The organism is bacterium (genome assembly GCA_016708025.1).
Taxonomy (GTDB): Bacteria; Zixibacteria; MSB-5A5; order GN15; family FEB-12; genus FEB-12.
Map to the genome: position 1 here is coordinate 707310 of JADJGQ010000002.1, position 15892 is coordinate 723201.

Here is a 15892-nt window from a genome sequence, read left to right on the forward strand (position 1 = left end):
ATGGCTGAGACGCGCTGGGTATGGTGCGGCCCGGATAAACCGCCTGAAAGGAAGCGTTCTGAGAATCAGCGACTTATCTACCTCAACACATTTCCCTCCAACAGCAACGTCAACTTAATCCTCGAGAATATCAGCATTCCCCTCGCATCAAACCTTAGCGACCTGGTGCTGGACATCCTCGAAGTCGGCAGCTATGTGTATGCTGCAGACCAGACAGTGACGCGAGGTGGCAAAACGCTTCGGGATAATGGCAGCGACTGGCGGCGGTCTTTTGAATTTGATATTCCTGTCCGATGTCTGGAGTTATGGAATCGAACAGACGTAAAAGAAGCGTTGGAGTCCACGCTAAATTTCATGTCGGATGAGAATTTTCAATTTAGGTTCCGCAAGCTGCGGAAGATTGTGCAACTCAATCCATATTTTAAGATGGACGAAGGGCGACCGTGGTTTTCAGCAGACCAGGTGCTGCTATTCTCTGGAGGGCTGGATTCGCTGGCAGGGCTCTGTAAGTCGACTGTCGAAGAAGGGAAGCGGGTGATCGCAGTGAGTCACCGGGCTGCACCGCAAGTTGACAAACGGCAGCGGACTCTGCTCGACGAATTCAGTAAGGCAACGGGCAATGTTCATGACATACTGCACATACCGATCTGGGTTAATAAGCAAAAGGAACTTACGCGCGACACCAACCAGCGTACTCGCTCCTTTCTCTTTGCAATGATGGCCGCAGCCATTGCCCAGTTGCAAGGGATGTCGGAAATACGATTCTATGAAAATGGGATTACAAGCTGCAATCTAACTCTTCTGGAGCAACTGAAGGGTGCCAGGGCCAGTAGAACGACTCACCCAGAGGTGCTGAAAAAACTGAGCCAATTGCTGAGCCTGCTGGTTAATCGGCCGTTTGCTGTGGTAAACCCCTTTTTCTGGAAAACCAAGGCAGACATAGTACAGACGGTCATTGACGCGGGGCTGAGCAAACTAATTGCCAGATCATTCAGTTGCTCACATGTTCGTCCGGCCGACAAAATCAAATCACACTGCGGCGTTTGTTCACAGTGCGTCGGGCGTCGTTTGGCTACCTTCGCCACACAAGCCGGAGAAAATGACCCAGACGAAATCTATCAACGTCTCCCTGCCTAATGATCCCCTTGGGTCTCCTGACGCACGCACAACTGCCGAGTCATATGTGCGATTTGCCAAAGAAGTAAAGGGAATGGGAATAGATGACTTTTACCATAGGTTTGGACCGGCCTGGGACATTATTACGGCTCTTGATCTATCGTCCTCTGAGGCGGCACAAAGGCTGTTCGAATTGCATCAGCGACACAGCCAGCAGGTAGTTGGAGTTCTAACGCGAGAGATTGAGTTGAACGCAGAACAGATTGCTGACGGTCGCCTTCACGCCGATTCGTTGTTGGCTATGGTAGTAGGTCAAAGCTCGGCAATGAAGAGTCAAGGCACAAAGCCAGCGCTGTTTCCTACGCCGTCTGGGGCCAAGTGGGAGGATTTGACCATCGAAATGCTGACGCTGGATTCGGTCAGAGTTCGCCTGGGAACTACCAGCAAGGTGTATACGGGCTTTGACATGGGTTTTCGGGACGGTCGCAAAAACAACATGCTTAACAAGCAATGGGACCTGCTTTGGACCTTTGCTGAAGCCGAAGGCAAACTCGACTGGGCGAACGAGCAGGCTGAACTCGGCAAGTACAAGCCCATTTACGACCTCAACCAAACACTTAAGAGATTCTTTGGACTTAGTGGAAACCCCATACATGCCTACAAACGTGGTGTTGGCTACGTAACACGCTTCAAGATTACCGCTCGGACGCTACCCAAAGCTTGAAATCTGAAAAGTAAGATTTCCCCCAGATCCAATGTGCAATATTTCTTTGGCCCTATACCGTTGGTTAGCAGCGAACTGAGTCAGAGCCTCTGTACTCTTTTCCCCCATTCCTTACAACTCACCAATACAGGGTGTGAAGCCAAGAGGTTTGGCACCCTGGCAAAGCAAAGACCCTTTGGGGTCGGGATCCGGAAGGTACTTCCACAGCCAAACCTGCCTTCCGGGTCCTTTCGTTTTGGAGCAAGGTTTGGAATCCTCCCGCAAACCGTCAAGGGGCAACGCGAGCCCTGATCCTCGTCCGACTCCAGAGGATGTGTCTCCTCGCTTGTTTTGGGGCAAGTCAATCTCTGTTGGCGAGTACGAAGATATCTGTCGGAATCTGGGTGAGTTCTTTGCCGTGCTCTCGAAGCTAAAACAGAAACGAGAACAATTATGACACGCAAGCAATTTGCGCGGATTCGCTGCCTCCGCGCCAAGAGATCGTATTCCACCAAGGAACTGGCCCAGGTCCTCCACGTCCATCCACGAACCGTTCAGGAATGGCACAAACATGGCCTGCTGCCACTGGCGGAGAAGTGCTTCCCCCTGCTGTTCATTGGCCAGACCGTGAGGGACTTCCTCATATCCAGACGCTCCAAGCGTAAGTGCAAACTTGCGCCAGATGAGTGCTATTGTCCGAAGTGCCGTCGCCCGAGACTGTCAAAAATGCAGCCCTTTGCAATTGAACCAACTGGAAGACACTTGGGCAGTGGCCAGGAGTTGGTGCTTTTGCGCGGAGTATGCGTCGCTTGTAGTTGCCCCATGGTCAAGTTTGGTGTAGGCGGCGATCCAATCTTGTCCAATTCAACGTCAACGCCGACAGGGCCACAAGGCAGATTATGCTGGCCCTCTGCTCACTCCGTTAACACTGACCGTGAAAGGATTAGTCATGAATGCTCGATTCAAGAATGAAAAGGTCAAAAGAAGCTACCTGAAGTCAATGAGGGAGGCACGTGGTTACGCTCCTGCGACAATTGTGGCAATCGAGAGAGCAATCAGCCGATGGGAAGAGTTTTCGGAGAACGAGGATTATGGCCGCTTTACTGCCAAAAAGGCAGTCGCATTCAAGAAGTATCTGGAGGAAGCTGGAACCGGCGGCAAACCTCTGTCGGCAAATTCGAGGTATCATTGCCTGCATCACTTGAAACAGTTTTTCGGGTGGCTCTCCACCCAACCTGGATACAGGTCAAAAATCTCGGCCGATGCGATCTCATATCTCACTCTCGATAGGAAAACTGTTCGGTCCATAAGTTCATCGTCCCAGCCCAAATGGCCCACGCTGGAGTACGTAAAGGCGCTGGTCGTGTCGATTGATCCTGTGACGGAACTGGATAGGCGGGACCGGGCATTGATTGCGTTCCTTCTTCTAAGCGGCATGCGAGACAAAGCTGTTGCGACCCTGCCGCTCGGATGTTTTGACCCAGAGACTCTGGAGGTGCAGCAGCGTCCAACTGCTGGTGTCGACACCAAGTTTGGCAAATCCTTTAAGACCGTCCTTTTACCGTTCGATGAAATCCTGCTGGAGGTCGTAAAGGACTGGTGCCATTACCTGCGAACTGAGAGGTTATTCAGCGACTCGGATCCTATGTTTCCACAGACAAAAGTGAAGCAGGCTGAACATAACTTGTCTTTTGAGAGGGCCGGGGTGGAACCAAGCTTCTGGGGCGGGACTGGGAGTATTCGCGACATACTGAAGTTAAGGGCTCACAGGGCCGGACTTGCCTATTACTATCCCCACTCCTTCCGTCATGCCCACGTCCACCTCGCGATGCGGTCTGCAAGATCGGCCGAAGAGATCAGGGCAATAAGCCAGAATATTGGCCATGAGAACATTGGTACAACCTTGATCACCTATGGCAAGTTAGACGAATACAGGGTCGGCGAGGTTGTTCGCCGGTTAGATTTGAGGCCGGGCGGATCGGATGACCTGACTGAGTCAGAGCGGCAAGCTATCGAGAAGCTCTTGAGGAGAAGGGGAGGAATTGCTTGACAATCTATATAGTAGTATATATCATAGAACTATGAACGATTTAGTCAGTAGACTTGAGACTTATCGTCTCGAGAATCGCATAAGCCAAGAGAAGCTTGCAGAGAAGCTCGGAGTGACCCATGCGACCGTTAGTAGGTGGTTGAATGGTCACTCCAACCCTAATAAGATTCAGTCCTACCATATCGAGAAACTGCTTACTGCGGGGAGGAAGAAGAAATGAAGTGCGTTACTTATGCGAGAGTGTCTTCCAAAGAGCAACGGGAAGAAGGGTTCTCCATCGAGGCTCAAGAGAGGTTGCTGAAGGAGTATGCCAGAAAGAAGACACTCGCCATTGTACGGCAATTCGTTGATGTCGAATCGGCCAAGGCGGCGGGAAGAACGCAGTTCAATGAGATGATTGATTGTCTGCGAAAGAACCGGGACATAAAAGACCTCCTCGTCGAAAAGACAGATCGACTCTACAGGAACTTTCGGGACGGCCTTACTGTCGCCGACCTGGACGTGAAGATTCATTTCGTCAAGGAAGGACGATGTTTGAGTCGGGAGAGTCGTTCTCAGGACCAACTGCTGCACGACATTCTCCTCTCTTTGGCCAAGAACTACAGTGTTAATCTGTCTGAAGAGACAAAGAAAGGAATGCGGGAGAAAGCTAATCAGGGAGAGTGGCCAGGCAAAGCTCCTTGTGGCTATCGAAACGACAAGGTAGCTCATCGTGTGCACCCAGATCCAGACATCGCACCAGCTATTGGAAGGGCATTCGAAGCCTATGCCGCTGGCGGCACCTCGCTGAATAGGCTCCGGGAAATGCTTCGAGAGTCGGGCGTGAGGGGTGGCAATGGGAAAACGGTGTCTAAGAGCCTTGTTGAACAAATTCTCAAGAACCCTTTTTACTACGGCGACTTCGTTTGGGCAGGAGAGCGATATCGAGGGAATCATGAACCGCTTATCAGTCGAGATCTTTATGATAGGGTCCAGATAGTCTTGGGACGCGGAGGGCATCCTCGGACCCGTACACGAGACTTTGCATTCAAGGGCATCCTGAAGTGCGCAAAATGCGGCTGTGCGATAGTTGGGGAGCTGAAGAAAGGTAAGTACATCTATTATCATTGCACTTCCGCCAAGGGAAGGTGCGATCAGCCCTATATCAGGGAGGAGAGTCTGGTTGAAGCGATGGGAGATACCCTGCGGTCAATCCAGGTTACCCCAAGCATCGTGCAGGACATTGTTCGTGCGCTACAAGACTTCCATTCAACGGAACGAGAACATTCGGAGACGGAAATGAAAAGACTCCGAGCCCGCCAAACCGACCTGCAGCGCAGATTGGACAAGGCTTATGAAGATCGGCTGGATGAGGTCATAGATCAGGGTTACTGGCACGAGGTATCGACAAAGTGGAGGTCGGAACAGGACAGCATTTCGCGGAGAATTGACGCACTTAGAACTGCCAACAGGGGCAGTGTTGATTTCGCATTGGAGATCTTAGAACTCTCTCAAGAGGCCTATTCACTTTACCTTAGTGGCAATACAGAGGGAAAACGTCAGTTGCTCAATTCTGTGCTCTCGAACTGCACTCTCGACGGGCTAACTGTAACGCCCACATACAAGAAGCCCTTCGGCTACATAGCTGAAGGGCTTGATCTACAACTTAAGCTCCCCCGGCTGGACTCGAACCAGCGACCCGCTGATTAACAGTCAGCTGCTCTACCAGCTGAGCTACAGGGGAGTGTGTGAGCTAATTGTATGTTGTACCATCGGTTTCAGGCGATACCTGTCCCCGAGGGGAACCGTAGTATATAGTATTTCGGCCACTTGTCAAATACTTTTAGCCTCACGCAATCGGGTCAACCTGTACGCACTAACCGCTTGAGATACAAGCGCGTGAATAGACTCTGGCTGCTTCCTATCTGAACCGGCACCCCTTTTCTGGCTTGCCTCAACTTTGTCACCACACCTATATTGATTCCACCATGGCCGCACTCACCGTCGAAAAGCTCTACCAGGACAGAAATCGCGATCTTGAGCTGACTTTGCTGACAGGTCAGGACGCCGGTCTGACAAAGCTGATCAATAACGCCGAACTGCACCGCCCAGGGCTGGCCCTCGCAGGATTCTTCGAACGGTTCGCCAATAAGCGAATTCAGATCCTGGGAGAGACCGAAATGACCTACATGACCGGTCTGCCGTCGCAGCAGCTTGATGAAGTGACCCGAAAGATGTTCAGCCTTGATCTCCCGATGGTGATCATTGCCAAGGGGATCACCCCACCGCTGGCATTTCTTCGCATGGCGGAGAGCCACAATACAGCAGTTTTTTCCAGCCGCCTGACCACCGCTATTCTATCTGCCCGGCTGGCGGCTTTTCTTGATCATGCCTTCGCCCCCTCGACCAATGCGCATGGCACTCTGGTCGATGTCTACGGAGTGGGACTCCTTTACACCGGCAAATCAGGCATTGGGAAGTCCGAAGTCGCCCTTGATCTGGTGGAGCGTGGTCACCGTTTGGTAGCTGATGATGTGGTGAAAATCACCCGAGCGGCTCCCGATGTGATCATCGGATCCGGCTCCGAATTGCTCGGGCACCATATGGAGATTCGCGGAGTGGGGATCATAGATATCGAGGAACTCTTTGGCATTCGGGCGATTCGACTTCAGAAGCGCATAGAGGTCGAGGTTCGGCTCACTCTTTGGTCCGAGACCGCAGACTATGAACGACTCGGTATCCAGGAAAACTACACCACCCTCCTCGGGGTGAATATCCCTCTGGTCGTTGTGCCGATCTCCCCCGGCAAAAATATCACCGTTATCTCTGAGGTTATCGCCATGAACCATATGCTTAAGGTGTATGGCGAGAACTCGGCGTTGGAGTTCACTAAAAAGCTGTCTCAGCGGCTTTCCCGCCAATCGACTACCAAAGACTACCTCGAATCCGACTACGAGTAGGCCGGATCGGGCCCGCTCTTCGGCCCAAAACCCCTTGATATTGCTGTCGTTAGGATGTATCATTCACGTCTTGTCCGCCGATCTTCGGCGGAACCGACATCCGCTAACGTAGTACAATGCTTACCGCTTACGGAGGATAGAGATAGTTATGAGCAGAGTCTGGAAGAGTGAGTTCGTGGTTATCGGCCTGATGCTGACCGCGCTCATCACCGGTTGCTCCAAAACAGATGACAAGGTGATCGCCGAGGTTGGCTCGTATGAGATCACGGTCGACCAGTTTGACGAGCTGACAAAAGCGCTCCCCCAAAACTTCACCAGCGCTCAGGAAGAATTCGATACCAAAAGCCAGATACTCGATTCGATGATCGTGCAACGGCTTCTGGTGCTGGCCGGAAAAGAAAAGGGAGTGGACAAACTGGAGGAGGTCGCCCAGGCTGTAGCGGCGAACCGCGACAAATTCCTCCTGGATATCCTCTACAAGCGGCAGATCGAAGACAAAGTAACGGCCTCGGATGCCGAACTGCAGGAACTCTGGGGCAAGCTGGAATTCCGGCACAAAGTCAGCCACATATTGGTGGCGGACAAAGATACGGCAGATGCGCTGGTCAGCCGTCTCGCCGCGGGCGAAAATTTCGAGCAATTGGCTTTCGACGCCTCAACCGACCAGACCGCCAAGCGAAATCGTGGCGAACTCGGCTTCTATCAATATGGTTCGATGCCGGAAGCTCCTGAATTCGAAGAAGCTATGCTGGCCCTTGACCTGAATGAGATCTCCACCCCGGTCAAAACCCGGTACGGATACCATATCATCAAGGTGACGGAACGTCAGCCGAACGACTCACGTCAGCCATTCGACAAGATGAAAGCGAGTCTTGAACGAACCCTCAAACATTTGAAACGGACTCGCCTGACCACCGCATATTTGGAGTCGATCAAGTCCAACTATCCGTTCACGGTTGATCGCTCGACTCTCGACTACCTGATCCATAAGCGGAATGATCTCTATCCCGCCGAGGTCCTGAAAAACCTTCCTAAGAATGACTTTGACGATCGCCAGTTGGATCGCAATGAGCGTGAGTTGGTGCTGGCTACCTGGGAAGGTGGTCAGGTGACGCTTGGCGAGTATCTGAACCTGGCGCGCGCTCTGCCGCCGGCGACGCGACCGGAGTTCGAAAACTATGACCAGATGCCGATGGCTGTCCTTCAGGCGAAATTGACTGATGTCCTGATCCTTGAGGCGACCAAAGCAGGTGTCGAGAACGACGACGAATTCAAGAAGAAGCTTGATCTGTTTAAGGATCTGACCATCGCGGACGTGATGCGGAATGATTCGATCATGGTCCAGAAGCAGCCGACCGAAGAACAGATGCGCCAATACTACGATGCACACCAAAACGAGTACATGGATGCCGCGCGCGTACACATTTACGAGATCCTGGTCAGCGATGAACTGCTCGCCAACAAACTGACCAACCTTCGTTCGCTGGCCGATTTCCGGAAACGTGCGGTCGAACTGACCGAACGACCGGCGCTCCGGACCACCGAAGGAGACATGGGGTATATCGTGCGCGACCGCTACCCGGAGATATTTGATGCGGCATTCCGCACCCCGATCGGAGAGATCGGCGGACCGGTGCCGACAGTCGGCGGGAAGTATTCGGTCTATTACGTCGTCGACAAGATCGATGCCCAGGTGCGCGACTTCCTGGCGGTCAGGCCAATGATCTCCTCCAAGCTGGCGGCCGATGAGGCCTCCCAGCGATTCACCCAGTGGGTCAAAGAACACAAGGATGCGACCAAGATAGAGATCAACTACGAAGTCCTCTGGTCGACCGTTAACAAAGAGAAGTATACCTCGACGGAGAATCCCGCCGGGGTACCGTCAGGGAATTAATGAAACAGTTCGCCGCCGCATGGATGTTGGTTATGTCGCTTGGAGTATCACTCCCGGCGGCCGAACCGGAGCGCCAGACGCTCGACCGTATCATCGCGATCGTCGGTAAGGAAGCGATCCTCGCCTCCGAGTTAGCCGGTCAGATGCAGATGATCACCCTGCAGACCGGGCGAAAACCGAATACCGAAGCGGAGATGATCGCTTTGCGCGACCGCCTGCTTGATGAGATGGTCACCGATCAGCTTTTCCTGCAGGAAGCACGCAAGGATACCAGTATCTCCGTGCGCTCGGAGGAGATCGATCAGGCGCTGGCCGAGCACATGCAGCGGGTGATCGGGCGAATGGGTTCGGAGGAGCAGTTTAACGAGGCACTCGCCGCCGAAGGGATGACGCGACGGACACTCGAAAAACGGTACCGGCCCGATATCGAAAAGCAGCTCCTCAAACAACGGCTGATCCAGAAGCGACTGATGACGGTTTCCATCTCCAAACATGAGGTGGAAGAGTTTTACACCAAGTTCAAAGACTCTCTGCCGACCCAGCCGGAAGCCGTGCGGCTGGCTCATATCCTCCTGCGAGTTGTCCCTTCAGAGCGAGTCGAGGATTCCGTCAAGGCGTTGGCGACGAAACTTCGCCAGAGGATTGTCGGAGGTGCCGACTTTGCCACGATCTCCTCGCAATATTCCAGCATGGGGGCGGGAGTAAATGGCGGCGATATCGGTTATATCGCGCGTGAAGATGTGGACCCAGAATTTGCCCGCGCCGCATTTGCGCTCGGGGTCAACGAGATCTCCGGCGTAATTCGCACCAACTACGGATACCATATCATCCGCAACGAGGGGAAACAGGAGAACCGGCTGAAACTTCGGCATGTCCTGCTCGCGGTGGAACCATCGGCTGGCGATACGACCATGATCTTCCAGTTGGCTGACTCTCTGCTCCGCGAATCTCGGGGCGGCGCCAGCTTCGAGGAATTGGCGAAAACCTTTTCTGACGACAATAACTCCCGGGCTACCGGGGGAGAACTAGGCTGGTTTTCGGTCAACGAAATGCCCGCCGCCTTTGCTGATGCGGTCGCCGGTTGGTCCGAAGTCGGTACTTTTAAGGGACCGATCGTCTCACAGGACGGTATCCACCTGTTCAAGCTGCTCGAATATACCGCGCCAAAGACCTTCACCATTGAGACCGACTACGACCAGATCAAAGAGCTGGCGAGGCAGGACAAAACCGGCCGCTCGGTCGACAAATGGCTCGCCGATATCAAGAAGAAAAGCTACATCGTTTACCATCTCGAAGAATAATGCGCGTCGATGATTACCTCAGCACTGTCGGCCTGATCAAACGGCGAACGGTCGCCAAAGAGATGGCCGACAACGGACTCGTCGAAGTGAATGGCCGGAAAGTGAAGCCGTCGTACGAGGTCAAGGTCGGCGACATTATCGCTATCAAAGGAAGCCGACCGTTTACCGCCGAAGTAGTCCAGGTGCCGCATGGTTCGGTCTCCAAAGACGCCCGCACCGACTATTACCGCCCCTTGGCCTGATTCCGCCCATTTTCGCACTCTCCAACATTTCTGGCTCCAATTCGAACCAAACCACAGGGTTCCCTGTTTCTCTGTATGGGCTGATGAATTCCCCAGCCAGTACTCAAGAAGGAAAACGAGTGAAAGATACCCTACCTACGACTCTTGGCGCTCTCAAGCGATCCGGCTGGAAAAGCCGTCCGGTCAAAGAAGAGATGCGCGAAAACCTGTTGGCCCAACTGAAGTCCGGCGCGAAGATATTTCCCGGAATTGTCGGCTACGAAAAGACCGTCATCCCGCAAATACAGAATGCGGTTCTCTCCCGGCACCACTTTATCCTGCTGGGCTTGCGCGGCCAGGCCAAAAGTCGGATCCTCCGCCAACTCCACCTGCTACTGGACGAGTGGCAGCCGATCATCGGCGGAAGTTATTTGAACGAAGATCCCTACCGCCCGATCTCACCCAAGGCGAAAATGATCATTGAAGAGCATGGTGACAACGCGCCGATCGAGTGGAAACATCGCGAGGAACGGTATCACGAAAAGCTGGCGACCCCGGATGTTTCTATCGCGGACCTGATCGGCGATATCGACCCGATCAAAGCGGCGCGCGAGAAACTGGACATTTCCAATGAAGAGGTGATCCACTGGGGAATCATCCCGCGCACCAATCGCGGCATCTTTGCGATCAACGAACTGCCTGACCTTCAGCCACGTATCCAGGTCGGATTACTGAACATTCTGGAAGAGAATGATATTCAGGTCCGCGGATTTCCGCTCCGCCTCCCGCTGGATATTCTGATCGTCTTCTCCGCCAACCCAGAGGACTATACCAATCGCGGCAATATCATTACCCCGTTGAAGGATCGTATCGACTCGCAGATCATTACGCACTATCCGAGGACGCTTGAGGATGCCAAGGCGATCACGGCGAGCGAGCAATCATCCGGTGACAGCGCCGTCACAGTGCCGGAGTTTGTTCGGGACATCATAGAAGAAGTCTCTTTCCAGGCGCGCGCGAGCGAGTTTGTCGACCAGTCCTCAGGCGTTTCGGCGCGTGTCTCAATAGCGGCGTACGAAAACCTCCTGTCAAATGTCGAACGGCGGGCGCTCTTGAACCGGGACAACGACTGTTATCCGCGCATGACCGACCTGTATGCGATCATCCCTGCCATAACAGGAAAGATCGAATTGGTGTACGAGGGGGAACAGGAAGGCTCGATCATTGTGGCGCAAAGCCTGATCGGTAAAGCGATCAACACGGTTTTCCTTCGGCACTTCCCGACTCCAAGCAAAGAGAAGGCGCACCCGGATCGACCGGATCACGCCAACCCATATGAAGCCGTGATCGACTTCTTCTCGACAGGTCGAAAACTGGAGATGGCGGATGATCTGTCATTTGATGAATACCGTAAGCGGCTGGAGACGATCGCCGGATTAAAGCAGATCGTTAAGCAGTACTTTGATACCAAAGATGAGCGGGAGATGCTGCTGCGTATGGAACTGGTTCTCGAGGGGCTGCACCATAACAACGTGATCGCCCGTGAAGAGGTTGATTCATTGGTCCGCTACGCGGACATCTTCTCCGATATGTTGAAAGGTTTAGGCGGCTCCCGGTGAAGTTCATTTACTCCCAATGGAATGAGGCGCTCTTTCAGGCCGTCAAAGACCTGAACGACCTGATGTCCATTTACACCTATCTGTTGATGCGGCTCAATGGTGACGCGGATGAGACTCTGCGGCTGATGGAGCGTCTGCAGGCGCAGGGAGTGCTGGATGAAAAGTACGATCTCGAGCAGTTCAAGGAGCTGCTAAAACAGCAGGGGCTGGTCAAGCCGGGGAAAAACGGCGGCCTTCAGCTCTCAGCCAAGGGAGAGCGCGGGCTTCGCAAAGATGCCTTCAGCCAGATTTTCGATAAAATGCGGTCATCGGGCAAAGGGGATCATCCGCTTCCCTACGAGGGTGGGTCATCCGAGGAACCATTGCCGGAACGTCGCGCCTACGAATTCGGCGACAGCCCGCGCAATATCGATTTCACATCTTCGCTCTTCAATTCCATCTCCCGGTCCGGAGATCTTGATCTCAGTATGGATGAAAAGGATCTGGAAGTTTTCGAATCCGAGCGTTTGTCTTCCTGTGCGACCGTGCTGATGATCGACATTTCTCACTCTATGGTGCTGTATGGAGAGGATCGAATCACGCCGGCCAAGCAGGTGGCGATGGCGTTTACTGAATTGATCCTGACAAAGTATCCTAAAGATGATTTGTCTATTGTCCTGTTCGGCGATGATGCCAAGCAGGTTCAGATCGATGACCTCCCGTATATCGGCGCAGGTCCATATCATACGAATACACAGGCGGGACTGCGGATGGCTCGACAGATCCTGCTGTCGCGAAAGCATGTCAATAAGCAGATCTTTATGGTGACCGATGGAAAGCCGTCAATGATCACCCGTCCGAACGGGACACATTATAAGAACCCGATGGGGCTTGATCCGCGAATTGTCAATCGTACGCTGGATGAAGCGGTGATCTGCCGGAAGAAAAAGATCCCGATCACGACCTTTATGGTCACCGACGATCCGTACCTGCAGCAGTTCGTTCAGCGACTGACCGAGCTGAACCGGGGGAGAGCATACTTCGCCTCGGTCGATAATCTCGGTAGTTACGTTCTCTGGGACTTCGTCTCAAACCGCAAGAAGAAGAAAAACTGATCTCAGCAAAAAGGGCCGGATTGACCGGCCCTTTTGCATTCTCTGATCCGGAAGTACATCACTCGTTATCCAGGAGATATTCCTCCAGCAGTTTGGGGTCAAGCTGCTTGAGCAACTGTTTCTCCTGTTGCCACTGACGTCTTCCCGGCTTCCCCTGCCGGTTATTCATTTCATCCATGCTGTCGTCGTTGTACGGTCCCGCCGTTTTGGCTTTGGGACCTCTGCGTCGTTCCTGCACCTTGGTGCTTCGATCATTGCGATGCATGCTTCTCCTCTTTACCGAATGCCCGATTTGACATGCTAGTTAGAAAATCGGCATTCGATGCCCGGGAATTTCGAAATTTCCGTATGCATTTTCTCCGGATGTTCAAACTAACCATATGGGGAATCGCCCATACTGCAGCGCAGGAGTGGAAGCCGGTTGCATAGTTCAATCGAGTACGCACCTGTTTGACAGACTGTGAAGCGGACTGCAGGTCGGTCCTTTAGACGCAATCTGAGCGAGGCAATGCCGTTTCTCTCTGTGGCATAAGCTGATAACGTTCTCATATCCGACCGATAAGTCGGTCTGCAAGGTCGGCACAGCCTATGCTGTTAGTGGTCTCGGACACGACAGCATAGAGAGGAAAGACACGATGTTAGACGGCAAATTTCAACGCGGATTCTCAGCGGAACGACTTGCCAACACGCACGAGCCGAAAGTTCGCCGGGATGAACACGGCCATTTCATGATGTCCCTCTCGGAGAACAGCAAAGTTTATTTCGACGACTACTATACGTTTCTCAAGATGGTGTATGCTCGTTCCAAGGCTGACCAGGAATCGCTGCGCAAGAAACTGGCGTCGACCCCGGTCGACAGCACCGAGACCGTCGCTTTCTATCGCGCTCGGCTGGTGATCATTGATGTCCTCCAACGAGCGATCCTTCGCTTTTACACCGACGGATCCAACCTTGGCGTCATTATGACTCCCTGGTGTTTCGGCACTGTCGTCCTTGAAAAGGTAGAGGTTTATCGCGATCGGCTGGGTAAGGGAGAGGTCGATGACCCGAATGTCCCTGACTACCCGTTCTACGTGATCAAGTATATCGATGAGATCTACCGGGCGACCCTGCTCGACCTGTTCCAGTTCCCCGAGGAAGCGTTTCAAATGCGTTGGCAGTACTCTGAATTGCTGAAACGTTACTCCCGGATCCTGACCGACATTACCGGCTCCCTGCAGTCGGTGATCCAATCGGTCAAAAATATCGGCTCCTGACAGTTCCTATACTTTTCCATACTCCCTTCGTACCGTGAGCACGCCCCCGGACCCAGCTTTCCGGGGGTAATTCTTTGGCTATAATCGACCGCTCTCCCTGCCGATACTAGAACGAAAGACCTAAACCACTTGGGTTAAAGGACAGCCGGTGTCGACTGCCATCAAGACCAGAACCGAACAGAAATATCTGCCGATCTACCTGGATTCGCTTCGGGTTGATTCGATCCTGGATTTTGACCTGTTCCTCAAGGTGAACAACGAGTTGGTGCTCTATCGAGCGCCCAATCTCGCCTTCACCGAACGGACCCGGCAGAAACTGCTCGACAATCGGGTCGAGCGACTGTATGTCCCGTTCGAAAACAAGGACAAGTACCAGCGGTATATCGAAGCCAACCTGGACAAGATCCTGACCGACCGGACGATCCACGAAGAAAAGAAAGCCGCCATCCTATATGACACCTCCACCAACCTGGTGAAGGATGTTCTAAACAATCCGACCCTTGGCGAGAATATCCACCGCTCCCAGGCGCTGGTCGCCAATACGGTTGAGCATATTCTCAAGGGGCGGGATGCCTTTCTCAACCTGCTGAAGATCACGTCGTTCGATTACTACACATATACCCATTCGGTCAATGTCTGTACCTTTTCGATCGCCCTCGCTCAGCAGATGGGGATCAAAGACGAACAGTTCATGCATGAACTGGGAGTGGGGGCGTTGCTTCACGATATCGGGAAATCACGCATTTCCGAACGGATCCTCAACAAGCGAAGCGCACTTACGCCGATCGAATTTGAGATCATGAAAAAGCACCCGAAATGGGGTGTCGATCTGCTCACCGAAACCAGCATTGTAAGCGAGACGATCTACTATCCGGTCCTGCAGCACCACGAGCGAGGGGACCGTCGCGGCTACCCCGATGGGCTGTCGCTGGACGAAGTCCACATCTACTCCAAGATCGTGGCGATCGCTGATTCATTCGATGCCATGACCACCCAGCGCGTCTACCAGAAAGCGATGGAGACTTTCCCTGCACTCCGCATCATGTTTGGATTAAAGGGGGCATACGATGAACAGCTCCTTCGCATTTTTGTCGAATTGATGGGTCCTACCGGCCTGCTCGAAATCTGATCCCGCAAACCCGTTATCTCCGACCAATCGCTCCATTGGAACCATTCCCTTTCTGGCGTGTCTTATCAGTATCGATTTTCCGTAACCATCTTACCGTCATTGGAGAGACCGGATGATACCTGCTCATTGGATAACGCTTCTGATCCGCTTTTCGCTGGGGATCATCTTTTTCGCGCATGGATTGGGGAAAGTACTCACCTATCCGCAATCGCCGCAGGGGATCATTGAAGGATTCGCCGAGACGTGGCTGCCTGGTCTGGTAGTTGTACCCTTTGCTTACTCGCTCCCGTTTGTTGAAATTCTGATCGGAGTTCTGCTGCTGATCGGCTACAAGTATCTCCCGACCTTGATGGCAACTGGAGTCATCCTCGCAATCCTCTCGTTCGGCAAAGTGGTGCAGGGACAGCCGCAGGGAGTGGCGCCGAACCTGACCTACCTGCTGGTTGTGGTTGTTGGAATGTACTTCGCGGATTCGAACCGGTGGAAACTGGGGAAGTGAATCTCTCGCACCACAATGCCCTCTGATTCTCACCTCGGACATTTCAGACGTTTTATGCTGACGAGCTGAAA

Annotated in this window: 15 protein-coding genes, 1 tRNA gene and 1 pseudogene; 15 read left to right on the forward strand and 2 right to left on the reverse strand. The window is 53.1% G+C overall.

Annotated features, from left to right (window positions below):
* The 6 genes and pseudogenes from IPH75_09335 (at position 1) to IPH75_09360 (ending at position 5558) form a co-directional block, all read left to right on the forward strand.
* Positions 1-1137: a 7-cyano-7-deazaguanine synthase gene (locus IPH75_09335; protein MBK7142270.1), complete on the forward strand. Its 1137-nt coding sequence runs from the start codon at positions 1-3 to the stop codon at positions 1135-1137.
* The gene (locus IPH75_09340; protein MBK7142271.1) at positions 1100-1840 is read left to right on the forward strand and encodes a hypothetical protein; all 741 of its coding nucleotides are present in this window, start codon (positions 1100-1102) and stop codon (positions 1838-1840) included. Before IPH75_09335 ends, IPH75_09340 begins: the two co-directional genes overlap by 38 nt.
* A gap of 928 nt (positions 1841-2768) precedes the next feature.
* Positions 2769-3869, forward strand: a complete 1101-nt coding sequence (locus tag IPH75_09345) for a tyrosine-type recombinase/integrase (GenBank protein MBK7142272.1) — start codon at positions 2769-2771, stop codon at positions 3867-3869.
* Between the two features lie 31 nt (positions 3870-3900).
* The gene (locus tag IPH75_09350; GenBank protein ID MBK7142273.1) at positions 3901-4089 is read left to right on the forward strand and encodes a helix-turn-helix transcriptional regulator; all 189 of its coding nucleotides are present in this window, start codon (positions 3901-3903) and stop codon (positions 4087-4089) included.
* A pseudogene (locus IPH75_09355) lies at positions 4086-4535 on the forward strand (recombinase family protein). Before IPH75_09350 ends, IPH75_09355 begins: the two are co-directional and overlap by 4 nt.
* A 204-nt stretch (positions 4536-4739) precedes the next feature.
* On the forward strand, positions 4740-5558 hold the full coding sequence (locus IPH75_09360; protein ID MBK7142274.1) for a recombinase zinc beta ribbon domain-containing protein: 819 nt from the start codon (positions 4740-4742) through the stop codon (positions 5556-5558).
* Here the strand turns inward: IPH75_09360 and IPH75_09365 are convergent.
* Positions 5520-5592, reverse strand: a tRNA-Asn gene (locus IPH75_09365). The two genes, IPH75_09360 and IPH75_09365, sit on opposite strands and share 39 nt — an antisense overlap.
* Before the next feature lie 244 nt (positions 5593-5836).
* Between IPH75_09365 and hprK the strand changes: the two genes are divergently transcribed.
* The 6 genes from hprK (at position 5837) to IPH75_09395 (ending at position 12937) form a co-directional block, all read left to right on the forward strand.
* Entirely contained in the window at positions 5837-6808 is a 972-nt protein-coding gene (gene hprK / locus IPH75_09370; GenBank protein ID MBK7142275.1) for an HPr(Ser) kinase/phosphatase, read from the forward strand.
* Between the two features lie 148 nt (positions 6809-6956).
* The gene (locus IPH75_09375; GenBank protein ID MBK7142276.1) at positions 6957-8702 is read left to right on the forward strand and encodes a peptidyl-prolyl cis-trans isomerase; all 1746 of its coding nucleotides are present in this window, start codon (positions 6957-6959) and stop codon (positions 8700-8702) included.
* A complete protein-coding gene (locus IPH75_09380) occupies positions 8702-10003 on the forward strand; it encodes a peptidylprolyl isomerase (GenBank protein MBK7142277.1) in 1302 nt (433 codons plus the stop codon). Before IPH75_09375 ends, IPH75_09380 begins: the two co-directional genes overlap by 1 nt.
* Positions 10003-10245 (forward strand): RNA-binding S4 domain-containing protein, encoded by a 243-nt coding sequence (locus tag IPH75_09385; GenBank protein MBK7142278.1) that lies wholly within the window; start codon positions 10003-10005, stop codon positions 10243-10245. Before IPH75_09380 ends, IPH75_09385 begins: the two co-directional genes overlap by 1 nt.
* Positions 10246-10328: 83 nt before the next feature.
* Complete coding sequence (locus tag IPH75_09390; protein ID MBK7142279.1) at positions 10329-11843, forward strand: magnesium chelatase; 1515 nt, start codon at positions 10329-10331, stop codon at positions 11841-11843.
* Between the two features lie 62 nt (positions 11844-11905).
* Entirely contained in the window at positions 11906-12937 is a 1032-nt protein-coding gene (locus IPH75_09395) for a VWA domain-containing protein (protein ID MBK7142280.1), read from the forward strand.
* A gap of 58 nt (positions 12938-12995) precedes the next feature.
* Here the strand turns inward: IPH75_09395 and IPH75_09400 are convergent, their stop codons facing one another.
* On the reverse strand, positions 12996-13202 hold the full coding sequence (locus IPH75_09400; GenBank protein MBK7142281.1) for a hypothetical protein: 207 nt from the start codon (positions 13200-13202) through the stop codon (positions 12996-12998).
* A gap of 370 nt (positions 13203-13572) precedes the next feature.
* Here IPH75_09400 and IPH75_09405 point away from each other — a divergent pair, with 370 nt between their 5' ends.
* From IPH75_09405 to IPH75_09415, 3 genes are all read left to right on the forward strand, one after another.
* Entirely contained in the window at positions 13573-14193 is a 621-nt protein-coding gene (locus IPH75_09405; protein ID MBK7142282.1) for a hypothetical protein, read from the forward strand.
* Between the two features lie 148 nt (positions 14194-14341).
* On the forward strand, positions 14342-15322 hold the full coding sequence (locus IPH75_09410; protein MBK7142283.1) for an HD-GYP domain-containing protein: 981 nt from the start codon (positions 14342-14344) through the stop codon (positions 15320-15322).
* A 112-nt stretch (positions 15323-15434) separates the two neighbouring features.
* Entirely contained in the window at positions 15435-15821 is a 387-nt protein-coding gene (locus tag IPH75_09415; protein MBK7142284.1) for a DoxX family membrane protein, read from the forward strand.
* Positions 15822-15892: the final 71 nt, after the last annotated feature.

Excerpts from the sequence above, each read along its gene's own strand:
- IPH75_09335 (MBK7142270.1), top strand. The coding sequence starts at position 1 with ATGGCTGAGACGCGCTGGGTATGGTGCGGCCCGGATAAACCGCCTGAA.
- IPH75_09340 (MBK7142271.1), top strand. The coding sequence starts at position 1,100 with ATGACCCAGACGAAATCTATCAACGTCTCCCTGCCTAATGATCCCCTT.
- IPH75_09345 (MBK7142272.1), top strand. The coding sequence starts at position 2,769 with ATGAATGCTCGATTCAAGAATGAAAAGGTCAAAAGAAGCTACCTGAAG.
- IPH75_09350 (MBK7142273.1), top strand. The coding sequence starts at position 3,901 with ATGAACGATTTAGTCAGTAGACTTGAGACTTATCGTCTCGAGAATCGC.
- hprK (MBK7142275.1), top strand. The coding sequence starts at position 5,837 with ATGGCCGCACTCACCGTCGAAAAGCTCTACCAGGACAGAAATCGCGAT.
- IPH75_09375 (MBK7142276.1), top strand. The coding sequence starts at position 6,957 with ATGAGCAGAGTCTGGAAGAGTGAGTTCGTGGTTATCGGCCTGATGCTG.
- IPH75_09380 (MBK7142277.1), top strand. The coding sequence starts at position 8,702 with ATGAAACAGTTCGCCGCCGCATGGATGTTGGTTATGTCGCTTGGAGTA.
- IPH75_09385 (MBK7142278.1), top strand. The coding sequence starts at position 10,003 with ATGCGCGTCGATGATTACCTCAGCACTGTCGGCCTGATCAAACGGCGA.
- IPH75_09390 (MBK7142279.1), top strand. The coding sequence starts at position 10,329 with ATGAATTCCCCAGCCAGTACTCAAGAAGGAAAACGAGTGAAAGATACC.
- IPH75_09395 (MBK7142280.1), top strand. The coding sequence starts at position 11,906 with ATGTCCATTTACACCTATCTGTTGATGCGGCTCAATGGTGACGCGGAT.
- IPH75_09400 (MBK7142281.1), bottom strand. The coding sequence starts at position 13,202 with ATGCATCGCAATGATCGAAGCACCAAGGTGCAGGAACGACGCAGAGGT.
- IPH75_09405 (MBK7142282.1), top strand. The coding sequence starts at position 13,573 with ATGTTAGACGGCAAATTTCAACGCGGATTCTCAGCGGAACGACTTGCC.
- IPH75_09415 (MBK7142284.1), top strand. The coding sequence starts at position 15,435 with ATGATACCTGCTCATTGGATAACGCTTCTGATCCGCTTTTCGCTGGGG.